16 protein-coding genes and 2 tRNA genes are annotated in these 16,266 nt (G+C 42.4%); 6 read left to right on the top strand and 12 right to left on the bottom strand.

Translation table 11 applies throughout. The annotated features are described in order from the left end of the window. Positions 1-6: 6 nt before the first annotated feature. The 6 genes from FTT78_RS01870 to hisB form a co-directional block, all read right to left on the bottom strand. Positions 7-897: a DMT family transporter gene (locus FTT78_RS01870; RefSeq protein WP_228293085.1), complete on the bottom strand. Its 891-nt coding sequence runs from the start codon at positions 895-897 to the stop codon at positions 7-9. Between the two features lie 112 nt (positions 898-1,009). Continuing rightward, on the bottom strand, positions 1,010-1,741 hold the full coding sequence (gene hisA, locus FTT78_RS01865; RefSeq protein WP_004974395.1) for a 1-(5-phosphoribosyl)-5-[(5-phosphoribosylamino)methylideneamino]imidazole-4-carboxamide isomerase: 732 nt from the start codon (positions 1,739-1,741) through the stop codon (positions 1,010-1,012). A 67-nt stretch (positions 1,742-1,808) separates the two neighbouring features. Further along, positions 1,809-2,486 carry a hypothetical protein gene (locus FTT78_RS01860; protein WP_004974396.1) on the bottom strand — a complete coding sequence of 226 codons (678 nt, stop codon included), beginning with the start codon at positions 2,484-2,486 and terminating at the stop codon, positions 1,809-1,811. 169 nt (positions 2,487-2,655) lie between these two features. Then, positions 2,656-3,126, bottom strand: a complete 471-nt coding sequence (locus tag FTT78_RS01855) for a DUF805 domain-containing protein (protein ID WP_004974398.1) — start codon at positions 3,124-3,126, stop codon at positions 2,656-2,658. Positions 3,127-3,374: 248 nt separating this feature from the next. Continuing rightward, positions 3,375-3,992 (bottom strand): imidazole glycerol phosphate synthase subunit HisH, encoded by a 618-nt coding sequence (gene hisH, locus FTT78_RS01850; protein WP_004974401.1) that lies wholly within the window; start codon positions 3,990-3,992, stop codon positions 3,375-3,377. Beyond that, positions 3,992-4,585 (bottom strand): imidazoleglycerol-phosphate dehydratase HisB, encoded by a 594-nt coding sequence (gene hisB / locus FTT78_RS01845; protein ID WP_096902642.1) that lies wholly within the window; start codon positions 4,583-4,585, stop codon positions 3,992-3,994. Before hisB ends, hisH begins: the two co-directional genes overlap by 1 nt. 96 nt (positions 4,586-4,681) lie before the next feature. On the opposite strand from hisB, the gene FTT78_RS01840 reads away from it, so the two are divergent. The 5 genes from FTT78_RS01840 to FTT78_RS01820 all read left to right on the top strand — a co-directional run bounded on the left by FTT78_RS01840 (position 4,682) and on the right by FTT78_RS01820 (position 7,265). Continuing rightward, positions 4,682-5,059 carry a GNAT family N-acetyltransferase gene (locus FTT78_RS01840; protein ID WP_096902643.1) on the top strand — a complete coding sequence of 126 codons (378 nt, stop codon included), beginning with the start codon at positions 4,682-4,684 and terminating at the stop codon, positions 5,057-5,059. Between the two features lie 525 nt (positions 5,060-5,584). Beyond that, a tRNA-Phe gene (locus tag FTT78_RS01835) sits at positions 5,585-5,660 on the top strand. 134 nt (positions 5,661-5,794) lie between these two features. After that, positions 5,795-5,870 (top strand) — tRNA-Phe (locus tag FTT78_RS01830). A 166-nt stretch (positions 5,871-6,036) separates the two neighbouring features. Beyond that, entirely contained in the window at positions 6,037-6,771 is a 735-nt protein-coding gene (locus FTT78_RS01825; protein WP_131260652.1) for a class I SAM-dependent methyltransferase, read from the top strand. Positions 6,772-6,869: 98 nt separating this feature from the next. After that, on the top strand, positions 6,870-7,265 hold the full coding sequence (locus FTT78_RS01820; protein WP_004974410.1) for a hypothetical protein: 396 nt from the start codon (positions 6,870-6,872) through the stop codon (positions 7,263-7,265). Positions 7,266-7,370: 105 nt separating this feature from the next. Here FTT78_RS01820 and FTT78_RS01815 read toward each other — a convergent pair whose 3' ends face one another. The 3 genes from FTT78_RS01815 to ompR all read right to left on the bottom strand — a co-directional run bounded on the left by FTT78_RS01815 (position 7,371) and on the right by ompR (position 11,595). Beyond that, positions 7,371-8,894, bottom strand: coding sequence for an acetyl-CoA hydrolase/transferase family protein (locus tag FTT78_RS01815; protein ID WP_180043470.1), 1,524 nt, complete (start codon positions 8,892-8,894; stop codon positions 7,371-7,373). A gap of 307 nt (positions 8,895-9,201) precedes the next feature. Next, positions 9,202-10,662, bottom strand: a complete 1,461-nt coding sequence (locus tag FTT78_RS01810; RefSeq protein ID WP_180043469.1) for an ATP-binding protein — start codon at positions 10,660-10,662, stop codon at positions 9,202-9,204. Between the two features lie 168 nt (positions 10,663-10,830). Next, positions 10,831-11,595, bottom strand: a complete 765-nt coding sequence (gene ompR / locus FTT78_RS01805) for a two-component system response regulator OmpR (protein ID WP_004974415.1) — start codon at positions 11,593-11,595, stop codon at positions 10,831-10,833. Positions 11,596-11,942: 347 nt separating this feature from the next. Between ompR and FTT78_RS01800 the strand changes: the two genes are divergently transcribed. After that, positions 11,943-14,294, top strand: a complete 2,352-nt coding sequence (locus FTT78_RS01800) for a Tex family protein (RefSeq protein WP_096901295.1) — start codon at positions 11,943-11,945, stop codon at positions 14,292-14,294. A gap of 88 nt (positions 14,295-14,382) precedes the next feature. On the opposite strand, the gene FTT78_RS01795 is transcribed toward FTT78_RS01800, so the two are convergent. The 3 genes from FTT78_RS01795 to FTT78_RS01785 all read right to left on the bottom strand — a co-directional run bounded on the left by FTT78_RS01795 (position 14,383) and on the right by FTT78_RS01785 (position 16,178). Continuing rightward, complete coding sequence (locus FTT78_RS01795) at positions 14,383-14,694, bottom strand: hypothetical protein (RefSeq protein ID WP_019838218.1); 312 nt, start codon at positions 14,692-14,694, stop codon at positions 14,383-14,385. A gap of 106 nt (positions 14,695-14,800) precedes the next feature. Next, the gene (locus tag FTT78_RS01790) at positions 14,801-15,091 is read right to left on the bottom strand and encodes a hypothetical protein (protein WP_154320242.1); all 291 of its coding nucleotides are present in this window, start codon (positions 15,089-15,091) and stop codon (positions 14,801-14,803) included. 199 nt (positions 15,092-15,290) lie between these two features. Further along, positions 15,291-16,178: an SDR family NAD(P)-dependent oxidoreductase gene (locus FTT78_RS01785; protein ID WP_004974423.1), complete on the bottom strand. Its 888-nt coding sequence runs from the start codon at positions 16,176-16,178 to the stop codon at positions 15,291-15,293. Positions 16,179-16,266 lie beyond the last annotated feature (88 nt).

Here is a 16,266-nt window from a genome sequence, read left to right as displayed (position 1 = left end):
TGCTGTTTATTCAACTTTTTGGGATGATGTGTTTCGTTTTAAAAATTTTGGTCGCCATTCGCTGACCAGCACGCCTAAAACCACCAGTAGTCCACCGAACAACGCCAGAACTGCCAAGCGCTCGCCTGCCAAACGTCCAATCAATGCGGCCCAAACAGGCTCACCTGCATAAATAATAGCAGCTTGCGCAGGGTCTACTTGTCGTTGCGCCCAGTTCATCACCAATTGAATCACGGCACTGGCAATGCCTAAGCCGAGCAAAACAGCAAGGAGTGACCACTGAAATTCGGGCAATTGAGTTTCTCCAACCCATGGTGCAATCGCAAAACACAATAACGATGCACAACCCAGTTGGATGAGGGTAACGCGCTTTAAATTGACCCGATTGGCAAAATAGCTAATTAAAATAATTTCAAAGGCAATCGCAATTGAACCGATTAAAGTAATGGCTTGTCCAAAACTTAACTGAATTGCGCCTAAGCCATTGCCTGTTAAAAAGACCAAGCCTACAAATGCCAAAATAGCACCCAACCAAGTCATGACATGCGGACGTTGATCAAAGCATAACCACAGCAATAGCGGTACAAGCGGGACATACAGCGCCGTTAAAAAGGCCGATTCGCTACTGCTGATACTTTGTAAGCCAATGGTTTGAGTGACATAACCTAGCGCAATGACTGCGCCTATGGCAAAGCCTGCATAGAGTTCATCGAGGCTAAAACCACGTAAGCTTCGCCATGAAATCAGCCCCACGGCCAACGTGGCTGCGGCAAAACGTAAGCCTACAAACAGTACTGGACTGCTGAAGTTCAAACCGTATTGCACGGTAATGAAGGTTGCACCCCAAATTAAGGTAATCAAAATGAGCGCCAGTTGCGGCGCTTTGCTGCGAAGCATTGGTGAAAGCTGAGACATAGAACCAGTGGGAGATGAAGAAAACTCAAAATGAGTAAAATAAAATCAAAATAAAAAAGAGGTCCGCAGACCTCTTTAAAAATACGCGGCAGAATTACAAAGATTGCTCATCTAAAAGCAACTGTGCCTCACGCAGGCTTAACGTGCCTTCGTAAATTGCACGACCTGTAATCGCACCTAAAATGCCAGGCTGACCTTTTAGGTTGCGTACGTCATCTAAATTGGTCACACCGCCAGAAGCAATCACGGGTAAGCCTGAATATTGCGCCAAGTTTACGGTTTGTTCTACGTTCACACCTTGCATCATGCCATCACGGGCAATATCGGTATAAACAATGCTAGATACACCTGCATCGGCAAAACGCTTAGCTAAATCTGTTGCCTTCACGTCTGTGACGTTGGCCCAACCATCAGTAGCCACCATGCCATTCATGGCGTCAATGCCGACAATGATGTGTCCTGCAAATTTCTTGCAGGCTTCTTCTACAAAAGTAGGCTCTTGTACGGCTTTGGTACCAATAATCACGAACGATACGCCTGCATCCAAATAGTGTTCGATGGTTTCGAGTGAACGAATACCGCCACCAATTTGAATTGGAAGATCCGGTTGTGATTTTGCAATCGCTTCAACCACAGGTTTATGAATTGGCGTACCTGCGAAAGCGCCGTTTAAATCGACTAAATGCAAGCGACGCGCGCCTTCATTTACCCAGTGTTGTGCTGTTGCCACTGGATCGTCAGAAAATACAGTATCATCTTCCATACGACCTTGTTTTAAACGAACACACTTGCCATCTTTCAGGTCAATTGCAGGGATGATCAGCATGCTTTCGCTCCTTGCCAAAAACTTATTGAATTCAATCTGTGCATCTTAACAAAGTATTGTTAAATATCTAAGCATCTGTTGTAGGTTTTGTTTTAGAGGGACGAATCCGCAATTTGAGTGAACTGTTTGGGATATGCTCGGGCAATAGACCCAAACGCCCCAATTCTTCAAATATCAACACAGGTGCGTAGGCATCGGCGGCAGCATAGGCAATTTGTGCTTCACTGAGCTGTTTGCATGCCCAGTTTGAGGTGCTGATACTTCGGCTTTTAGGGAAATGAACGTGAAATAATAATGCCATGGCATTTTTAAGCCCAAGCGGACTTTTAAAACCAAAACTGCCAAAACATTTGGATAGTTCAATCACGCTATTCAGTTGTATACCTTTTTTACGAAATAAATGGGCATCATTTTTCAGCCCAAAACCTACTTTAATTTGATCGCGATTGGCAAAAACTGGCTGCAAAAATTGCCAAATGTCATCATTGAGCTGAAATAGATAGGCTTTTTCTAAGGTTGCGAGCTGAATTAAATGCGGACCTGTAGAAACTTCGCCTACATTAAACGTGGGTTTAGATTCAGAATCGAAACCCAAGACAGCTGCGGTTTTCAGTTCAGCTTCAATTGCTAGACATTGCTCTAGATTTTGAATCAGTACAATATTTTGACGCGCAATATTTTCAAACAGTGGCAATTGCCGAATTTCATCAGGGCTAGGCAGGGTACGCAGACGAGTGAGATCCATAACATTCAAAGCGGTAAAGAAGCGGTTTTAGCCTAAAGCGTTTTGCGGAATTTGGCAAAGTTTAAAAGATTGAAAATGCTGTGCAGGACAAAGATTGCAGCGAATATCCTGAAAAAATAGCCCAATAGATGGGCTATTTCGAAATATCAACCAAGTGGAATATTTTTGCTTAGACGTTGCTGAATATACCTGACAAGAAGCTGCCAATAATCGCCAAAATCATCAGCACAATAAAAATCCAAGCCAGTACTTTTTCCCAACCTGCAGTTTCACGTACCGCACCATAGCTATTTTGACGATCATCGCCAGGTGCAAATACCAAATATAAACCCATAATAATATTCACCAAAGGCACCAAAATCAGCAAAGATAACCAGCCAGTATGATTGCGGTCATGCAAGCGGCGGATGGTGAAAATAAAGCTAAAATAGAACGCAACGATATAAATGATCACGAGCAAGATCATGCCGATGCCCATAGAGCCAGAGCCGAGCTCTAGCAATAAATTGGGTGCAACAACGGCAATAATTGCAATCAGTACTGCAAGCCCCAAGCTGAGCAAACAGTTCCACGCTAAAAATGATAATCGACCAAAACGCCCCGCTGCACTGAGTGCAGAATCTTCTACATATTGACTCATTGTTGTAATTCCTAGATTTTTTGAATTTTCTGTCGCATACCGTATATTTGCTCAAAAATCTTGTGAGATATCTCTCTCACATCGCAAACATAGACCAATTATCGACAGACCCTCAGTTTATTTTGAATAAAAGGTATAAAAAACGCTTTAATTTTAAACACAAATCAATGTGCAATAAAAGTGAAAAACATTCACGCAAAAATAAAGCCGAGATTAACTCGGCTTTATTGATTGAAGCATCCTGAATATTAGATATTCCATTCCACAAAGTTTTTTAGTAACTGCAAACCAACAGTGTGACTTTTTTCTGGGTGGAACTGCGTTGCAAACAAGTTGTCTTGATGCAGGGCTGTACAGAAAGTTAAACCATAATCACAGGTCGCGGCCACGATTTTTTCATCTTGCGGTTCAACATAAAAACTATGCACGAAGTAAAAACGCGCATCTTGTTCAATGTTGTTCCACATAGGGTGGCTCGGGTCACGTTGATGTACCTGATTCCAACCCATGTGTGGCACTTTTAAACCTGCTACTTCAGGAAAGCGTTTGACTGTACCTGCAAAAATGCCCAGTGCATCTGCTCCGCCATTTTCTTCGGAATGTTGCATCAGCGCCTGCATGCCTACACAAATTGCAAGTACAGGTTTATTAAAGACCGCGTTGCGTACCACGTCATCAATGCCAGCTTCATGCATGCCTTGCATACAATCACGCATAGCACCCACACCTGGAAACACAATTTTATCGGCTTGTGCAATCAGTTTTGGGTCATTGGTCACATCTACCGTTGCACCCACATGCTCTAAAGCTTTCGCTGCAGAGTGTAAATTTCCCATGCCATAGTCAAGAAGGGCAATTCGGGTCATTAGAGTGTTCCTTTGGTTGATGCCACTGTATTTTCAGCACGCGGATCGACTTCACATGCCATGCGTAAAGCACGTGCAAATGCTTTAAATACGCTTTCAATTTGGTGGTGGCTGTTTTTACCTTTGAGGTTGTCGATGTGCAGTGTCATTAATGCATGGTTGACAAAGCCTTGGAAGAATTCTGAGAATAAATCCACATCAAAAGTACCAATACGTGCGCGGGTAAATGGAATATCCATAAATAAACCCGGACGACCCGATAAATCGACAATCACACGGCTTAAAGATTCATCAAGTGGTGCGTAAAAGTGACCGTAGCGTCGTAAACCTTTTTTATCGCCCAAAGCTTGAGCAAAAGCTTGTCCAAGCGTGATACCACAGTCTTCTACAGTGTGGTGATCATCAATTTCCAAGTCGCCATCACAATGAATATCAATATCAAACAAACCGTGTCGCTTGATTTGATCAATCATATGGTCTAAAAATGGAACTCCAGTGTTGAGTGTGCCTTGACCCGTACCGTCCAGATTCACACGAACTCGAATTTTAGTTTCGTTGGTATTTCTCACCACTTCACTGATACGTTGGGTCATAGACACGTTCCTCAAAAAACGTCAAAAATGATTGATGTAAAATGTTTTCGCTGTGACGAAGTCTCAGCATATTAGATTGCTCAGGAGGGTTAATCAATGCCTATTACCGTACATGCCTATACTTCACTGGAAAATACCGAAGTGCGCAGCCAGCTTGAGCGACTGTATGATACCAGCCCTGAATTTGGCGATGGGCAAGATGCGGTAAGCCAACTTGAGCAGAACTTGGCTCAGTATACCCTACTTTACACGGCAGAATTTAATACTAAAGTGATTGGTGCGATTTGGTGCACAGGGCAAGATGATCATCGTACGCTTGAATATATTGTGGTGCATCCTGCAAACCGTGGTCGAGGTGTGGCAGATCGTTTGGTGAGTGAGGTGTGCCGTATGGAAGAAGCCAAAGGTGTGCAGCACTTTCAGCCGGGTTGTGGTGCGATTCATCGTTGTTTGGCGCATTTGGGTAAGTTGTGAGTTTTTAAAAAGCTGACGTTGTGTCTGTCTTTTCAGTTTATCCGTATAGGTCAAAATTAAATTAGTATCGAAAATCCCTTCTCTTGCGCCATATATGGCTCAGGGATGAGGAATATCTTCCGTAAGAGGATGATGGGGGATTGAAGTATGGTTTTAATCGGATTTGTGAAAGAAGTTTATCTAAATCCTATATTGTTTTTTGTGCTTGCACAGCCACAATTTTTAGCTAAGGTTTAAATAGCTTTGCGTAGGCATCTTCCTACTTTGGCAAGACCCAAAGTAGGCAAAAGTCTTTTGTTACCCATACACGACATCCTTGTCGTGATGGGTAACGTGGGGCATCCGTGCCCCACATTCGCGTATCGGAAGTTTGTCAAAATTTAATTGGAAAAGAACTCATTTTTAAATTTTTGGGTGATATTTCAGCAGAAATAGAATGAGGTTGCTGTAAAAGTAAACATTTGCACTGAAAAGCGAAAAAGACTATTGACGATTTACAGCTGAAACTGTTTAATACGCGTCATTGGCGTGATAGCTCAGTCGGTAGAGCAACGGATTGAAAATCCGTGTGTCCCCAGTTCGATCCTGGGTCTCGCCACCATATTCAAAACGGTTAAACGTTTTCAATCCCTGATCCCATCAGGGATTTTTTTTGCATAAAATTTATGCGATCAAATAAAAAAGTGATGATTTTTATTGACTATTCAGCCGAGATACGGCTTAATACACGGCATTGGCGTGATAGCTCAGTCGGTAGAGCAACGGATTGAAAATCCGTGTGTCCCCAGTTCGATCCTGGGTCTCGCCACCATATTCAAAAAGCCTCAAACAATGTTTGGGGCTTTTTTATGCGCAAAATTTTTTATGTCTAAAATAAAATCTTGTATTCAAACCCGCTTTGCATCTTCATCTAAAGTCCACAATACGTATTAAACAAGCTGAATTAAAATCAAGCGATCATGGTCAGGGAATGCAGCATGAAAGATTTGTTTTCGCAGGGCAGCGATTTATATCGTCAGGCACGTCCGCAGTATTCAACCGCGATTGTCGATACGATTTTACAACATGTGCCAGAGCGCGGTTTGACATGGGACTGCGGTGCAGGTTCAGGGCAGTTTACCCAGTTATTAACGCCACATTTTCAGCAGATTTTAGCCACGGATTTAAGTCAGGCACAGCTGGATCAAGCACCACAGTGGGAAAATGTGCGTTATCGCGCTTGTTTGGCGCAAGACAGCGGATTGGCAGATGCGAGTGTGGATTTAATTACCGTTGCACAAGCGATTCACTGGTTCAAGTTTGATGCCTTTTATGCCGAAGTGCATCGGGTGCTAAAACCGAGTGGAATATTTGCTGCGGTGGGCTACGGTCTGATTCAAGCTGTAGATCCTGAGGTGAATACCGCAATTCAACGCTTGTATTTTCAGACCTTAAAAGGTTGTTGGGATGCTGAACGTCGTTATATTGATGACTTATATCGCACGATTCCTTTCCCATTTCAAGAAATCGTGACACCCGAACTTTGCCTGAAATATCGTTGGTCGGCAGCACAATTGCTGAATTATTTAAACACTTGGTCGGGACTGCAGCATTATTTAAAGCAACATACTGATACGCCCTTGCTTGAATTACAGCAATTGTTGCAGCAGCAACCTGCTCAGGGCTTGGAAATTCAGTTTCCAGTTTTGCTGCGTTTAGGTCGCTTGGTATAAAAAGTCAATGTATTGAGTGATTTTTGAACTTAAAATATAAGTTGGTGAAAAAAGGATGTTTCTCCACAGGTGTAATTTACCTATGTGCGAGGTGTCCAATGTTAAAATTTTCTCTCCCTATTTTATTCAGTCTTGCGCTGAGTCTCCCTGCGACTGCTTTTGCCAATCTTGATCAGCCTTTACAGGTCTTGGATGATTGTGCATTAAGTGCAGAATATGGGCAATCCAACAGCTTAAATTTGCTGCATGATCAATACCGTTTTACCGCGCAAGATGTGGTGAATCAAGTTCGAGCTGAACAAAACCTAGACTTAGCAAGCAAATTTGCAACTTTGGGTTCTCGTTTTTATATCAACCCGCAAGGTCAAACTGTGCTGCAAATTCAACGTGATGTGGTGTCTTTGGGTGTGATTGAAACCACACTCAGTGTGGATGGTTTACGCCAGTTAGGGCAGCATTTTATAGATGAATTTAAAGCTTTGGCATTTGAGTAAAATGGAGTGCGTTGTCGCAAATGACCTTGTGACAATCTAAGACATAAAAACTTAAGACATAAAAAAACGCCCTGAAAAATCAGGGCGTTTTTTATTGCACGCGAATTATGCTGGTTGCGCAGATTCTTGTTGTGCAGGAGTCAACATGTGACCGTGTTCTTCGAAGTTTGCATGCCAAGATAATGCTTCACGAAGTAGGTGAGGAGTGTGACCACCTTTTGCACATGCACGCTCAAAGTAATCATTCAATGCATTGCGGTACATTGGGTGTACACAGTTGTCGATAATCGCACGAGCGCGTTCACGTGGTGCAAGACCGCGTAAATCTGCTAAACCTTGCTCAGTGACTAAGATGTCAACGTCGTGTTCGTTGTGGTCTACATGCGCAGCCATTGGAACGATAGATGAAATGTCACCGCCTTTCGCAATCGATTTAGTCACGAAAATCGCCAAGTGTGCGTTACGCGCGAAGTCACCTGAACCACCAATACCGTTCATCATTTTGGTACCGCATACGTGTGTTGAGTTCACGTTACCGTAAATATCAAACTCAAGTGCAGTGTTAATACCAATGATGCCTAAACGACGAACTAACTCTGGGAAGTTAGAAATTTCTTGTGGGCGTAAAATGAATTTGTCTTTGTAGTGTGCAAGATTGCCAAATACGCGATCACCACATTTTTCAGACAAAGTCATTGAACAGCCAGAAGCGAACTTCATTTTGCCTGCATCAATTAATTCAAAGGTACAGTCTTGAAGTACTTCTGAGTACATGACCAAGTCTTCAAAGTTAGAGTGTTTGAAGCCTGTTAATACTGCGTTTGCAATTGAACCGATACCTGCTTGTAATGGCGCTAGGTTTTTCGGTAAACGACCTTGTGCAACTTCATTTTCAAAGAATGCGATCAAGTGATCTGCAATAGCTTGAGTTTCGTCATCTGGATCAGTCACGTTAGATGGAGAGTCAAGCAAAGTATCGTTAAATACAATACCTACAACTTTCGCTGGGTCTAACTGAATACCTTTGGTACCGATACGTTGGTCAACGTGAGTTAACGGTACTGGACCACGTGTTGGGCGTGCTTCAGGAATGTAAATGTCGTGTAGACCTTCAAATTCTGTGCTTACCGTAGTGTTGATTTCAATAATGACTTTATCTGCAAATTCAACAAAGCTTGCAGAGTTACCTACAGAAGTTGTTGGAATGATTAAGCTGTCTTCAGTAATTGCTACGGCTTCAACAATAGCGATGTCTGGGCGTTTAAGCGTATTGTTACGCATTTGCTCAACAGTTTCAGACAAGTGCTGGTCAATAAACATAACTTGACCTTGGTTAATTGCTTTACGCAAAGTGTTGTCTACTTGGAACGGCATACGACGTGCCAACACACCCGCTTCAGTCAATTGCTTGTCTAAATCGTTACCTAGACTTGCACCTGTAATTAAATCAATTTTTAAAGGATTGGTTTTTGCACGTGCAACCAATGCAAGTGGAACTGCTTTTGCTTCACCCGCACGAGTAAAGCCACTCATACCTACGGTCATACCATCTTGAACGAATTCAGCAGCTTGTTCTGCGCTGATTACTTTGTCGTGGAGGGAGGCTAAACGAATGCGATCTAAAGACATGGTGAACTCTCGTAAAATACTAAACTGATACCGATTGTACCGATCAAAAAAGGTATTTTGCATAGGTGTTAGGCTAAGGTCTAATTTTTTGCCTAAATGGTGGTATAAAAATATTAAATAATATATAAATAGTTGAATTTAATAGTTTATTTATATATCACTTGATAAATGTAAAAATTTATTTGATATATTTTTATACAATTTTGATATGCGCTGTGAGAAGTTTTTGCTTTGATTGCACTTTAGATTTGCTGTTGGTCTGAATTTGGTATATAGCCATTTCAACAGCATACAAAGCTGAGGGCAATTAAAAGTGCTCGCTCAGGCTTTGCTTTATTTTTTCCAGTGTGCCAAGGCTATTTTTTTCCTCAACCTGCTCGTGTTGTAGTGGTAGGGTAATAATGGCTTCTAATCCGCCTTGTTCGCGGTTTTGAATGGTGAGCTCGCCCTGATGAATATCGACAATACGTTTTACAATTGCCAAGCCTAAACCACTGCCTTGTACGGTGCGCGCTTCATTGCCACGTACAAACGGCTGCATTAAATCTGCAATCTGGTCTTCAGGAATTCCTGTGCCGTTGTCGGCAACACTAATCCGAATCTGATCCTCTAGCACTTCTGCTGAAAGTTCAATTGGTTCTGCCCCATAGCGTTTGGAGTTGTTAATCAAGTTACCAATCAGACGTTTCAGTGACAAACTACGCGCCTGAATTAGAGGTAATTCTTGTGCGTTAAAGCGAATATCCAACGGTTTAAATTGAATAATCAATTCCTGCAGCAAAACATTTAGATCGGTTTCTTGTAATTCTTCATCAGAACCATCACGCATATAAGAAATGAATTGATTCAAAATCGCATCCATATCTTCTACATCGTAAATTAAGCCTTCTTTTAAAAAATCATCATCAGGCATCATTTCAGCACTTAAACGAATCCGTGTCAGTGGCGTGCGCAGGTCATGTGAAATACCCGCCAACATGATACGACGGTCACGTTCAGTCTGTTCCAAGGTATAAATCATGTGATTAAAGGCTTGGTTGACCTCACGAATTTCCTGCGGACCGTGATTGGTTTCTAAATAAGGTGCTTTGCCTGTTTTACTGTAGCTATTGGCGGCATTTTGCAGACGACGCAAAGGACGATTCAGCTGACGTACTAGAGTTAAAATAATTGCTGCAGCTAACAGTGGAATACCCAAAAGCCAGCCAAAGACCAATTCAGGGCTGTAGTTGGCATAGGTTTTAAGGGGTTCACGTACCCAGTTGCCATTCATTTCTGGGGTTTGAATCCAAATACGCGGGCTTGGTTTGAACTGGAAATAGACCGTGACATCCTGCATTTTTAATTCAGTTGCCAGTTTCTTTTCTATTTGTTGGGTAAAAAACTCTGCAATGACTTTTTCCCGTACATTAGGAAACTCACGTGGATCGGTTACATATTCAATGCCGACCCGATTTTTAAGCCACGCATCGACATCGACTTCGGCTTCATTGTGAAAAATGCGCAAATCTGGATTGTTTAAAATTTCCAGTTCAACCGCTAAATAGCGGGCGTGTTGTTGAATTTCAGGTAAATACAAGGTGCGCCAAAAGAACCACAACGACATAAACAGGCTAAACAACACCACAAAAACCACCAGTACCGTGGTGCGCATGGCTGCAGAGCGTGGTTTGATTTTGTCCAGAAAACGCTCCCAGCGGGTACGTTTCTTTTCAGAATACGCCACATAGTCGGTAAATTCTTGTGGGTCGATGGGTTCGAGTTTCACATCTTGTCCTGTGGCAGAGGTTGTAAAGCGAATTTAGTGAGTGAAATTTTATGATGAATATACTTGTTATTGGAATGTCTGTTCTTTAAATCTAGCACAATGATCGGTGTGCATAAATGTTGATCATTGCATGAAGATGTGAGGCTGAAGCCTCACATCATTTTCAACTTATTCCGCACCATCTGGAACAAATACATAACCGACACCCCAAACCGTTTGAATATAACGTGCACGGGCAGGGTTTTCTTCAATTAAACGACGTAAACGTGAAACCTGAACATCAATCGAACGCTCCATCGCACCCCATTCACGACCACGCGCCAAATTCATTAACTTGTCACGGGTTAAAGGCTCACGAGGATGTTGTACCAACGCTTTGAGTACTGCAAATTCACCTGTAGTTAGGGTCACGACCTGACCTTCACGTGTCAAAGTACGGGTCGATAAATCTAGTGACCATGGGCCAAAACCAACCACTTCCATTTGCTGACTTGGTGCACCTGGTACCTCGCGCACTTGACGACGCAATACAGCACGAATACGCGCTAACAGCTCATTTGGATTAAACGGTTTTGGTAAATAATCATCTGCACCTGCTTCAAGTCCTGCAATACGGTCAGAGTCACTGCCGCGAGCCGTCAGCATAATAATTGGCGTGTCGATGTTAGATTGACGTAAACGACGGCAAATACTTAAACCATCTTCAACAGGCAGCATAAAATCAAGCACGATTAAAGAGAACAGTTCACGCTGTAACAAACGATCCATTTGTGTCGCGTCGTGGGCAGTTTTGACCACAAAGCCCTTATCTTCCAAGAAACGCTGTAACAGGGTACGTAAACGCACATCATCATCGACAACGAGAATGCGTTCAACGCGGTCAGTTTCGCTGTGTACGGTATCTGTTTTTTCAGCAGGTACAACTAAACTCATGATGTGCTCCTTTATTCTTTATTGTCATCGTAAACAAAAAGTTGAGTTGGCTTTGAGTATACGATTCATTGGTATCTATTGCCTATGCTCTAAAGCAACAAATATTGCAGATAAAATCAAGACATAGATACCAAATATATACAGCATTCCCATGCGAAAAACTGACATATTTGTCCGTTTGAGTCTAACATAAGCCTGAATTTTATTTAGATTTATAAAATTTAGCCGAATTGGCAAAAATCGCCAAAAAACCACCATTTATAAAATTCATAAAACAATTGTGGATTTTATAGTCTTGGTCTTTATAATCATGGCTTTTAGTACTTATCCTTGTAGGATCACACACGATGACTGACTTAGTTCAGCAGTTAGCAAAAGAACTTGCCGTACGACCAAATCAAGTAGAAGCTGCCATCAAACTTATTGATGAAGGTGCTAGCGTTCCATTTATTGCACGTTACCGTAAAGAAGTGACGCAAGGTTTAGATGACACGCAGCTACGTCAGCTCGATACACGTTTATCGTATTTACGTGATTTATATGAGCGTCGCGAAAAAGTAATAGAATCACTCAAAGAACAAGATAAATTATCTGATGATTTATTGGCACGGGTTAACGCTGCTGAAACCAAAAATGCTTTAGAAGAAATTTACGCGCCTTACCGTCCAAAACGCACTAGTAAATCGTTTAAAGCTAAAGAAGCAGGTTTAGGCCCAATTGCAGCGCAAATTTTTGCAGAACAGGTTGAGCCAAGCGAAGCTTTAGCAGGCTTTAGTCATGCAGACTATCCTGATGCAGACAGTCAGCTAGATGCGGTACAACACATTCTGATTGATGAATGGGCACAAAATATTGCCTTAACCACAGAATTAAAAGAAATTTTTGCCAAAACAGCGGTATTAAAAAGCTTGGTTGCTTCTGAAGAGAAAAAAGAAGTGGGCAAAAAATTCCGTGATTACTTCGATTTTTCAGAAAACCTCAACAAAGTGCCTTCACATCGCCTATTGGCGATGTTGCGTGGTCGCCAAGAAAACGTCTTGGGTTTAAAAGTTGATGGTGAAGACAGTGCACCTTTGGCACGTATTGAAACTGAATACAATTTAGATCAAATTCAGCCGCAAGCACGTCAGGACTTTTTAAAGCAAACGGCAAAATTGTTTTGGTTGGGCAAAGTGCGTCCACAAATCGAACATTCATTATTGACTGAAAAGCGTTTGGCTGCCGAAGCTGAAGCGATGGATGTCTTTGCAGAAAACTTGCGTCATTTATTGCTCTCTGCACCTGCAGGTGCGCGTTGTACGCTGGGCGTAGACCCTGGCATCCGTACAGGTGTCAAACTGGCTGTGGTGAACCAATCTGGCGATGTGGTTGCACATAGCACGGTTTATCCATTTGCACCTAAAGAAGACAAAGCAGGCGCGATTGAAGAACTTGCACGTTTATGCCGTGAGCACAATGTTGATTTAATCGCGATTGGTAACGGGACTGCAAGCCGTGAAACTGAAGCGGTTGTGGCAGAAATGATGGCGGCGCACAGTGACTTGAAATTAACACGTGTGTCTGTATCTGAAGCGGGTGCATCTGTGTATTCAGCTTCTGAATTGGCATCGCAAGAGTTGCCAGAACTAGATGTGTCGATTCGTGGTGCAGTGTCGATTGCACGTCGTTTGCAAGACCCATTGGCAGAGTTGGTAAAAATTGATCCAAAATCAATCGGTGTGGGTCAGTATCAACATGACGTGAATCAGGCAGGTTTAGCAAAAACCTTAGAAGCTGTGGTAGAAGACTGTGTGAACTCGGTCGGTGTCGATGTCAACACGGCATCTTCAGCAATTTTGGGTTATATCGCAGGTTTGAATAAAGCCATTGCACAGCAAATTGTTGAATACCGTAAAGAACATGGCCGTTTTGACAATCGCCAAGCTTTGAAAAACGTACCGCGTTTAGGCGAACGTACTTTTGAACAAGCAGCAGGTTTCTTACGTATTCAGGCAGGTTCTGAGCCTTTGGATGCTTCTGCAGTGCACCCTGAATCTTATGGTTTAGTAGAAAAAATTGTGGCTGCCAAAGCGACCACGGTTAAAGATATTATTGGTAATACTGAAATTATCCGTTCGGTGAATGCTGAAGAATTTGTGGATGAGCAAGTCGGCTTACCAACTATTCAGGATGTTTTGTCTGAATTGGAAAAACCAGGTCGTGACCCACGTCCTGAATTCCGTACGGCTAAATTCCGTGAAGATATTACTGAAGTGGCGCAGTTGACTGAAGGCATGCAGCTTGAAGGTGTTGTAACCAACGTGACCAACTTTGGTGCTTTCGTGGATGTGGGCGTACATCAGGATGGTTTGGTGCATATTTCTGAGTTGGCCAATGAATTTGTGGCTGATCCGCATAAAGTGGTGAAACCAGGTCAAATTGTTCAAGTGCGTGTGTTGCAGGTTGATGTAGAGCGTAACCGTGTGAATTTATCGATGCGTCCTGAAGGTTCGGCTGCACCTGCAAAAGCAGCGCGTGCACCACGTCGTGATCAAGAACAGCGTACAGAGCGTAAGCCACAAGCGAAACGTCCACAGCAGTCACGTCCTCAGACTGAGCGTCCACAAGCGAAAAAACCACAAGCCGCTAAACCACAAGAAAATAAAATTGGTGGTTTAGGTGCATTGTTGTTACAAGCAGGGATTAAAGGTTCGAAGTAATTTTGAATTGCTCTAACAAAAAGCTCCCGAAATTCGGGAGCTTTTTGTTTTGCAGGAACATTTTTATATACAGATTTTTTGATGGATTTTAAATCAACGGTACAATCCAACTCACCAAAATCAGCATAATTCCCAAATGTCCAAGTTTACGAGTCACTGCGACTAGTTTTGACGGTGGTGCTTCAAGTTGGCGAGCATATTCCTGAAGATTTAAACCTTGTGAGGCTTTGCTGCTAAATAAAAATACGCCCAAATCAATACAAATTAAAATCGTGCCGACATCGGCAACAACCTCTAAAAGTTCATATTCTTGCTGATAAAGCGCCGTTGCAACCTGATAACTCAGAAACAAGGCAAAGGCAAAACAGCCATATTGTAAAATGAGGGCTAGGGCTCGCATAATTCATTCAAACGACTTAAAACAGCTGTGTTATAGCATAAAACAATCCATCAATTGAATGTTTTGTCGGATTACACGTGGTGGTTTAGATTGTTGGAGGAATGTTTTAAGCCATCCAGCTTTGCACAATAAAACAGGTAGCAATACTGCTTGCTGCCAATTTAGAACACAGATAAGCATAGTCTGTTGGAGCATCTGCTTGTGTTGCAGAGCTTGCAGGAACAGAAGTTGTAAGTCGACTGCGATAGCCGAGCTCCGATAGCACCACAATTAAACCTGCCAAAGTAATCACTTGGAAAATATTTATAGGATTGTGCATCAGCTCAGCATATAAGTGGTAGGCGCTCAAAGCCGCAGCAGAAAAACAAAATAGCTTAAACAGATACAGAGTTTTCATGTGTTGTACCTTTCATTATTGTAATGTCATTTTGAATGCTATTTTTTAAACCAATATTAAAATCACATGAAAAGTTGCGGCTGCACAATTTAAAAATTGTTGAAGTGATGTTGTATTGTTGTGCGCTGTTCAACCTAAGCTGTAAAAACAAATAGGCGACCCGTAGGTCGCCTAAAGCAAAACTTGAATTGTGTATAAATTACCAGTGTTCACCTGGGAACAAGCGCGCATACGCTTTTTGTACCCAGTTCAGTTTTTGCTGCTCGCCCACAGAAGCGGTAGAGCTTGGGAATAAGTTATAACCAATCGACATGAGTTTGTTGTTAATGTCTGGTGCAATCGCATAAGTGATTGAAGCCAAACGACCCAAATGTGTCGCAATTTTCTTCGGACGTTTCACAATCGCATAAGCAATTAAATCTGCCGCTTGCTCAGGTGAAAGGGTGGGCACGTACTTATAAATTTTGGTTGGTGCGATCATTGGGGTACGAACCAATGGCATATACACCGAAGTAATCGCAATTTTGTGTGTATGCGCTTCTGCAGATAGACAGCGACTAAACGCATCCAATGCGGCTTTAGATGCCACATAAGCCGAGAAACGCGTTGCGTTGGCTAATACACCAATCGAGCTGATGTTGATGATGTGACCATCTTTACGGTGCATCATCTGCGGCAAAATATTGAGTACCAAACGCACAGCACCAAAATAGTTGAGCTGCATGGTACGTTCAAAGTCGTGGAAACGATCAACCGACTCATGTACTGCACGACGGATTGAGCGGCCTGCGTTGTTAATTAAAATATCAATATGATCGACAGAGGCAAGAATTTGTTGCGATACAGCATCAATAGAGTCCATATCGTTTAGATCACAAGGGAAAACTGAAGCCTTGCCACCACGTGCTTCAATTTCAGCTTTGACTTGTTCGAGCGTTTCCTGAGTACGTGCCACCAAAAGCACATGCGCACCTGCATCGGCTAGCTTATGTGCCACGGTTAAACCAATACCACTCGATGCACCTGTAATAAGGGCAACTTTACCATTTACACGCTGTTGAAAAAGTTTCTCTAATTTTGGCTTCACGCTAATATTCCTGATTTAGATTCCTGAGTTGTCATTTTTATTGAGATTGACGATTCAAATTTCAGACTGAATTTGAACTGTTTTACTT

This window comes from Acinetobacter sp. YH01011, from assembly GCF_013420785.1.
GTDB classification, from domain to species: Bacteria; Pseudomonadota; Gammaproteobacteria; order Pseudomonadales; family Moraxellaceae; genus Acinetobacter; species Acinetobacter towneri.
The sequence above is the reverse complement of the archived record's forward strand: the minus strand, read 5'-3'. Positions and strand labels throughout refer to the sequence as shown.

Coding starts and splice junctions, on each gene's coding strand:
- ompR (WP_004974415.1), bottom strand. CDS start 11,595: ATGAGTTTAGTTGTACCTGCTGAAAAAACAGATACCGTACACAGCGAA.
- FTT78_RS01855 (WP_004974398.1), bottom strand. CDS start 3,126: ATGAGTCAATATGTAGAAGATTCTGCACTCAGTGCAGCGGGGCGTTTT.
- hisH (WP_004974401.1), bottom strand. CDS start 3,992: ATGACCCGAATTGCCCTTCTTGACTATGGCATGGGAAATTTACACTCT.
- FTT78_RS01815 (WP_180043470.1), bottom strand. CDS start 8,894: ATGTCTTTAGATCGCATTCGTTTAGCCTCCCTCCACGACAAAGTAATC.
- FTT78_RS01825 (WP_131260652.1), top strand. CDS start 6,037: ATGAAAGATTTGTTTTCGCAGGGCAGCGATTTATATCGTCAGGCACGT.
- FTT78_RS01870 (WP_228293085.1), bottom strand. CDS start 897: ATGCTTCGCAGCAAAGCGCCGCAACTGGCGCTCATTTTGATTACCTTA.
- hisB (WP_096902642.1), bottom strand. CDS start 4,585: ATGACCCAACGTATCAGTGAAGTGGTGAGAAATACCAACGAAACTAAA.
- hisA (WP_004974395.1), bottom strand. CDS start 1,741: ATGCTGATCATCCCTGCAATTGACCTGAAAGATGGCAAGTGTGTTCGT.
- FTT78_RS01840 (WP_096902643.1), top strand. CDS start 4,682: ATGCCTATTACCGTACATGCCTATACTTCACTGGAAAATACCGAAGTG.
- FTT78_RS01790 (WP_154320242.1), bottom strand. CDS start 15,091: ATGAAAACTCTGTATCTGTTTAAGCTATTTTGTTTTTCTGCTGCGGCT.
- FTT78_RS01800 (WP_096901295.1), top strand. CDS start 11,943: ATGACTGACTTAGTTCAGCAGTTAGCAAAAGAACTTGCCGTACGACCA.
- FTT78_RS01795 (WP_019838218.1), bottom strand. CDS start 14,694: ATGCGAGCCCTAGCCCTCATTTTACAATATGGCTGTTTTGCCTTTGCC.
- FTT78_RS01820 (WP_004974410.1), top strand. CDS start 6,870: ATGTTAAAATTTTCTCTCCCTATTTTATTCAGTCTTGCGCTGAGTCTC.
- FTT78_RS01860 (WP_004974396.1), bottom strand. CDS start 2,486: ATGGATCTCACTCGTCTGCGTACCCTGCCTAGCCCTGATGAAATTCGG.